This window comes from Bartonella sp. LB28NMGDW, assembly GCF_042194435.1.
Lineage (GTDB): Bacteria > Pseudomonadota > Alphaproteobacteria > Rhizobiales > Rhizobiaceae > Bartonella > Bartonella grahamii.
The window spans coordinates 7,612-12,122 of sequence record NZ_JBHIMX010000019.1 but is presented as its reverse complement, the minus strand read 5'-3'; the positions used below and the strand labels follow the sequence as shown (position 1 = coordinate 12,122).

Sequence of the window (4,511 nt, the reverse complement as noted above, 5' to 3'; positions counted from 1 at the left end):
CTTAATGTGGCATTGCTGCCCTTTTGAGCGATCAAAATAAGAAGCTTCAATGGTGCCATATTGCGTGCGTGGCTCTAGGGTAAATTCCCAGTTGGAACAGTCGTGTTTATGGATGTCGAGTGCTGGTAAATTGTCACCGCTTAAAAATAAAAACTTATTGTCCTTGATCAAAAAACGTGCCCGCATACGGTCAGCAAGGCGGGTTAAAAAATCAACAGCCGATTGATCTGTGCGAATCACATAAGGCAAAGTTTGTTTGGTGAACTGAGGACTGACCTTTGCTTGATAACCATGGCGTTTGGCAAGTGTCTCAACAATCTCACCAACAGTTTTGTGATCAAAATGCTCACTCGCCTGTTCTTTGAGTTCTTTACGCATCGAGGCACTTTTGCCACAAAGGCGCAAGATCTCTCCATCACTGCCACCACAACTGACCACTGACTCGACAACAAAACACCCCATAAATGCACTGATGCTGTTCTTATAGCCAAAGATCACCTGCAGAGCGTTGCCCGTTTGTGGAACCTCTAAATCATTGCCACTATCATCAAACTCTGCTTCAAATGTATCGGCTTCATTACCGGCATGGTCCGTAATGGTTGCGGTTAAAAGACGCTGGTAAAAAACCTCATGAACAGGTTTATCTCCCACCTTGACCACAATAAAGGGGTATGTGCGCATTAATCCCATAACCGCTTCACCATGCTTTGGGGATTAGACAACACAAACTCAGGCAAAGTAACCTTTAAGCCCCGCGGTAAAAACACACCATATTTGGCAATCTCTGGATTAGCTTCCAGTGTGGCTTCTAAATAGCCTTTGAGTAAACCAGCTTGCCTCCGGTCTCTGAACACTGCCATGGCATGGTGAAAGCAGATAAGATCAAGACTCATATCCTCTAACTCTACAACAACATGCTTTTCTGGTATCTTCATAGAGTTTGTCCCACCTGGATTTGTCCCTCTTGGTATTGTCCTTGTGGTTTTCCGCCATTGAAAAAGGGCAAGAGAGTAATGGAATAGCGGATGCGCTGGGATTGACCAGAGCGACTAATATAGTCGTGGTCTTTATTGATCGTGGTGATCACCACGGGACCATGGAGAAGGACACTATAGGTCGTATCATTGATCCAACGAAGCATCTGCACCGGCTTTGCTGTTCGAATGGTTCTGCTTATGGCATCAATGGCTACACGATCACCAAACTCTTCTGGAAACCAAACCCCATGAATGGTTTTTGCATCATTACCATAGCCGGTAAATTGCAAACTGGGTGCCTTGCCAAAACGCTCCATACAAACCCATGAGGCAGAAAACTCTTCTTCAAAAGATTGGAAATTCAGCCAATCCACATAAAATTGATGCGGTCCTAACATCATCAAAGGATCTCTCATAGGCTCCCTCCCCTTATTCTGTCCCGCCATGCAGCGCATTAGCGCGTACCCGTTGAATGGCGTGGGCAACCGCACGACCAGTGGGCCACAGGATCACGGGCACCATTGACATGCACTGTGACATTTTGATTGTGCGTGATGGGGGAACGGTCTTTGTCTCTTTGCTCTCTCGCAAATGAATTTACAGGAGAAGCCCCCGCAAATTGTGGTATGGGCTGAATGGCTGTTTTACCCCCCAAAAAACTTGGCAAAAACTCTCTTACATCAATGGAACCAATCCACCCCTTCATGCGATGAGGCAAAGATTTACAAAAATCTGTCAATTGTGAGATGGTGCCCATAAAACCATCAACAATCAGGATAAAACCGCGTACAATGCGTAAAGTCATGCTTTAACTCCTTGCTGCTTTACGATAAGTTTCAAACGTATCGCCAAATTGATAAGTCATTTTCTTTTGGATATCTTGCGCCAGCCGATCAAAATAAGCGCTATTGCGCCGGCTGCCGAAACTTAAATCTTCTAAAGGTGGTACTTCTTCTGCATCAAACTCGACCCGCAATTTTCCCAATTGTAAAGTGCTGTTGGAATTTAAATCGCGGTCAAACCAAACCCGCCCACCAAGCAATGCACCACGCGCAATCAGATCATCAAGAAACTGCGTGAGGCTGCGGGTAATGGCAATAACATGTTGACCAGTAAGGTTTTCATCATTGGCCCAAGGGCGGAAATTGTTGATGATCGTTTTTTCCAATGCTGCACGGGTGCGCACCACATTGACAAAACGCCAAAGCGGATCACTGGAGGTGGTGTGATTTCCCCATAAAATACGTCCATTGGCAGCTATTTGTCCCCCAGAATTACCTAAATGCGCATTTTGGCTAAGGCGGGCGGGAATAAAGGTAGCAATATCGGCTTGGTTGAGGCGATTTGCCTCATGATCGATTTCCCCATCAAAATAGCTAATCGGGCGCGCCGTGCCTAAAATGCCTTTAACATCTTGGTTGGAGGGAGACCAAAAAACACCACCCCTTTGCTTGTCACGTTTGATAAACATCGCCGCCGCAAAAGGACTTGCGGGTTTAACACTAACACCCCCATCAGAATTTGCCACCCGTACAAAGGGATCAATCAGGTAACAAAAATGCAACAATTAAACTTCCCCCTGAAGATACAGCGGAACTCGTAGCAGAGCTTGATAAAAAGTTACAAGAGCTTGTTCAAGACATCAAAGACAGAGAAAAAATAGAGCTTACCTTGCCTCTTTTTAAAATTGCATTTAAAACGTCAAATAGAGGTTGAAAAAGCACTCAAGAACTACACAAATCCAACCTAACCATCATTATACAATGGAAAATGAAGGTGCATTTCTCCTTACATTAAGATTTTTAATAACACTTTGTTTTTAACATATTATATCTTTTTTTGCTTTTTGGGCTGATTTTGGAGCGAAGTTCACAATTTATAGATTTTTTTCAAAGGGGCTTAAAAGGCGGTTTTCTAGGCTTTCACAGAGTTTTTTTTAAATCTTCAAAGCCTTTTCCTATTTTTCCATTGAATCACAGTTTTTTCTCATTTTCACTATTTTTTAGATGTCAAAATCCATTTTGATAAAACGCCCATTTAATGGTGAAAATTAGTCATAAAAAAATCATAAACTCCCACCTATTCCCACTTAAAAAAAACTCCTGTCAAACGACAAACTTTCTTTTTTGTATATCCACAGCAGCATAGATACTGCTATTCTTTATTGCTCATTTCCTCTTTATCTGGTTTATTTTCTTTCTTGTTATAACTCAATAAAGTTTATCTCTAAACAATTCACAATAATAACACTATGACCTACAATCAAAAAATATAAATGATTTATAACATTATAAAATAATTTTTATTTATAGTTTAGTTTTATATTTATTTCATAATGAATAATACAGTAATGTATTTATAAAACATTATGTATTTTTATAAAAAAATATTTTTATACTTTACATAAAAATAAAAACAATCTATTGATCTCCAAAGTAGAAAACCATTCATTTTGATATCCTTCTTGTAAGCGGGGGAAGAATGCGTGGGGCTTATAAGTTAAGGAAAATATCTAAATGTTTAAAAAATCTCTTTTATCCGGTACAGCTGCCGTGGCTATCATGCTGTTTAGCACCCATTTCAGCGCATATGCGACAGTCCTCAACGCTACAAATAGTGAAGAAACAAAAGACGTCTCCGATGACGCCTCCGAAAAAAACTATGATGCGATTAATGCAACGAATGGTGGAAAAATCATTGGTAAGGATTTAAAAGTAACCGCTCCTAAATCTGAATCTGAAAAGAAAAGCGTTGGTGTATCATCTACAGATCTTGGTAGCGAAATTACGTTAAAAGGAGAGACAACCATTGAAAAAGCTGTGGATGGGATCTCAGTAAAAAAAGGTGGTAAAGTCACCAGCGAAGATTTAAAAATAAAAGGGGACAATACAGGGTTTGGTATAATAACCACAGATTCTGATAGTACGGTTGAATTAACAGGCAAAACAACCATTGAAAATGTTGCAGATGGGATTCGGGTAGAGAAGGGCAGTAAAGTCACAGCAAAAGATTTAACGATAATCCTTCCTGAAGCTACAAACGGCAACGTTGGTATATTCATCGATGGCGCTGATAGCGTGGTTGAATTAACAGATCAAACAACCATCAAAGACATTGCTAGCAACGGTCTTATAGCATCGAATGGTGGCAAACTTGTTAGTAAAGATTTAACAATAACTGGTTCTCATAACGAAAAAAATATCGATAGCACTGGTATAGCGGCCTACTTGCCAAATACTATGATTGAATTAACAGGCAAAACAACCATTGAAAATATGGTAACTGGGCTTTATACAGCATTTGGTAGCAAAATCGTTAGTGAAAATTTGACAATAACCGGCTCTGAAACTGAAAAAAAGAGTACTGGCGCAAAAGCCGATGGCGCTAACAGCGTCATTACATTAAAAGGCACAACAACCATTGAAAAAGTTGCAAACGGCCTTGATATACAAAATACAGCTACAGCCAGTATGACCGGTGGTTCCATCACAGCATCTCAAATAGGTGCTCTTTTCAACGCTAGCGGAAGTGATG

At 40.7% G+C, this 4,511-nt stretch carries 4 protein-coding genes and 3 pseudogenes; 2 read left to right on the top strand and 5 right to left on the bottom strand.

What is annotated here, in order from left to right:
* The 5 genes and pseudogenes from ACFIKG_RS07965 to ACFIKG_RS07945 all read right to left on the bottom strand — a co-directional run.
* Positions 1–681: phage late control D family protein (locus tag ACFIKG_RS07965; RefSeq protein WP_375652058.1), on the bottom strand; the 681-nt coding region annotated here is incomplete at its 3' end.
* Positions 681–935 carry a tail protein X gene (locus ACFIKG_RS07960; protein ID WP_375652056.1) on the bottom strand — a complete coding sequence of 85 codons (255 nt, stop codon included), beginning with the start codon at positions 933–935 and terminating at the stop codon, positions 681–683. The genes ACFIKG_RS07965 and ACFIKG_RS07960, both read right to left, overlap by 1 nt.
* Positions 932–1,393 (bottom strand): phage tail protein, encoded by a 462-nt coding sequence (locus ACFIKG_RS07955; protein WP_375652055.1) that lies wholly within the window; start codon positions 1,391–1,393, stop codon positions 932–934. Before ACFIKG_RS07955 ends, ACFIKG_RS07960 begins: the two co-directional genes overlap by 4 nt.
* A gap of 38 nt (positions 1,394–1,431) precedes the next feature.
* Entirely contained in the window at positions 1,432–1,782 is a 351-nt protein-coding gene (locus ACFIKG_RS07950) for a hypothetical protein (protein WP_375652054.1), read from the bottom strand.
* Positions 1,783–1,785: 3 nt separating this feature from the next.
* Positions 1,786–2,535 (bottom strand): annotated as a pseudogene (locus ACFIKG_RS07945) (phage tail sheath family protein); the annotation flags it as partial.
* On the opposite strand from ACFIKG_RS07945, the pseudogene ACFIKG_RS07940 reads away from it, so the two are divergent.
* Both ACFIKG_RS07940 and ACFIKG_RS07935 read left to right on the top strand, forming a co-directional pair.
* A pseudogene (locus ACFIKG_RS07940) lies at positions 2,532–2,727 on the top strand (transcriptional regulator); the annotation flags it as partial. The pseudogenes ACFIKG_RS07945 and ACFIKG_RS07940 sit on opposite strands and share 4 nt — an antisense overlap.
* 766 nt (positions 2,728–3,493) lie before the next feature.
* A pseudogene (locus ACFIKG_RS07935) lies at positions 3,494–4,511 on the top strand (hypothetical protein); the annotation flags it as partial.